Consider the following 1,957-nt stretch of genomic DNA (forward strand, 5'->3'; position numbering starts at 1 on the left):
ACAGGAGTCTGGACTTGACTGAGTTTATGGAAGAAGTTTTAATTGATGATAATATGGTTTTTGATATTGATAATTTAAAAGGATTTCTTAATGATACCAGTTCATTTGGGTTTATAGCTAAAGAAAATAATAAAATTATAGGATTTGCATATTGCTATACACTTTTAAGACCTGATGGAAAAACAATGTTTTATTTACACTCAATAGGAATGTTACCTAACTATCAAGACAAAGGTTATGGTTCAAAATTATTATCTTTTATTAAGGAATATTCTAAAGAGATTGGTTGTTCTGAAATGTTTTTAATAACTGATAAAGGTAATCCTAGAGCTTGCCATGTATATGAAAAATTAGGTGGTAAAAATGATTATAAAGATGAAATAGTATATGTATATGATTATGAAAAAGGTGATAAATAAATGAATATAGTTGAAAATGAAATATGTATAAGAACTTTAATAGATGATGATTTTCCTTTGATGTTAAAATGGTTAACTGATGAAAGAGTATTAGAATTTTATGGTGGTAGAGATAAAAAATATACATTAGAATCATTAAAAAAACATTATACAGAGCCTTGGGAAGATGAAGTTTTTAGAGTAATTATTGAATATAACAATGTTCCTATTGGATATGGACAAATATATAAAATGTATGATGAGTTATATACTGATTATCATTATCCAAAAACTGATGAGATAGTCTATGGTATGGATCAATTTATAGGAGAGCCAAATTATTGGAGTAAAGGAATTGGTACAAGATATATTAAATTGATTTTTGAATTTTTGAAAAAAGAAAGAAATGCTAATGCAGTTATTTTAGACCCTCATAAAAATAATCCAAGAGCAATAAGGGCATACCAAAAATCTGGTTTTAGAATTATTGAAGATTTGCCAGAACATGAATTACACGAGGGCAAAAAAGAAGATTGTTATTTAATGGAATATAGATATGATGATAATGCCACAAATGTTAAGGCAATGAAATATTTAATTGAGCATTACTTTGATAATTTCAAAGTAGATAGTATTGAAATAATCGGTAGTGGTTATGATAGTGTGGCATATTTAGTTAATAATGAATACATTTTTAAAACAAAATTTAGTACTAATAAGAAAAAAGGTTATGCAAAAGAAAAAGCAATATATAATTTTTTAAATACAAATTTAGAAACTAATGTAAAAATTCCTAATATTGAATATTCGTATATTAGTGATGAATTATCTATACTAGGTTATAAAGAAATTAAAGGAACTTTTTTAACACCAGAAATTTATTCTACTATGTCAGAAGAAGAACAAAATTTGTTAAAACGAGATATTGCCAGTTTTTTAAGACAAATGCACGGTTTAGATTATACAGATATTAGTGAATGTACTATTGATAATAAACAAAATGTATTAGAAGAGTATATATTGTTGCGTGAAACTATTTATAATGATTTAACTGATATAGAAAAAGATTATATAGAAAGTTTTATGGAAAGACTAAATGCAACAACAGTTTTTGAGGGTAAAAAGTGTTTATGCCATAATGATTTTAGTTGTAATCATCTATTGTTAGATGGCAATAATAGATTAACTGGAATAATTGATTTTGGAGATTCTGGAATTATAGATGAATATTGTGATTTTATATACTTACTTGAAGATAGTGAAGAAGAAATAGGAACAAATTTTGGAGAAGATATATTAAGAATGTATGGAAATATAGATATTGAGAAAGCAAAAGAATATCAAGATATAGTTGAAGAATATTATCCTATTGAAACTATTGTTTATGGAATTAAAAATATTAAACAGGAATTTATCGAAAATGGTAGAAAAGAAATTTATAAAAGGACTTATAAAGATTGATTATATAATATATGAAAAGCTATTATAAAAGACATTAGTATTAAATAGTTTAAAAAAATGAAAAATAATAAAGGAAGTGAGTCAAGTCCAGACTCCTG

2 protein-coding genes are annotated in these 1,957 nt (G+C 24.8%); both read left to right on the forward strand.

The window, feature by feature from the left end; all coding sequences use genetic code 11:
* The first annotated feature begins 14 nt into the window (after nt 1-14).
* Nucleotides 15-419 (forward strand): GNAT family N-acetyltransferase, encoded by a 405-nt coding sequence (locus KA894_RS14440; protein ID WP_000134308.1) that lies wholly within the window; start codon nt 15-17, stop codon nt 417-419.
* Nucleotides 420-1,859: a bifunctional aminoglycoside N-acetyltransferase AAC(6')-Ie/aminoglycoside O-phosphotransferase APH(2'')-Ia gene (locus tag KA894_RS14445; protein WP_001028144.1), complete on the forward strand. Its 1,440-nt coding sequence runs from the start codon at nt 420-422 to the stop codon at nt 1,857-1,859.
* The last annotated feature ends 98 nt before the right edge of the window (nt 1,860-1,957 follow it).

This window comes from Staphylococcus sp. GDY8P131P (genome assembly GCF_017891975.1).
Lineage (GTDB): Bacteria > Bacillota > Bacilli > Staphylococcales > Staphylococcaceae > Staphylococcus > Staphylococcus nepalensis.

Coding starts and splice junctions, on each gene's coding strand:
- KA894_RS14445 (WP_001028144.1), top strand. CDS start 420: ATGAATATAGTTGAAAATGAAATATGTATAAGAACTTTAATAGATGAT.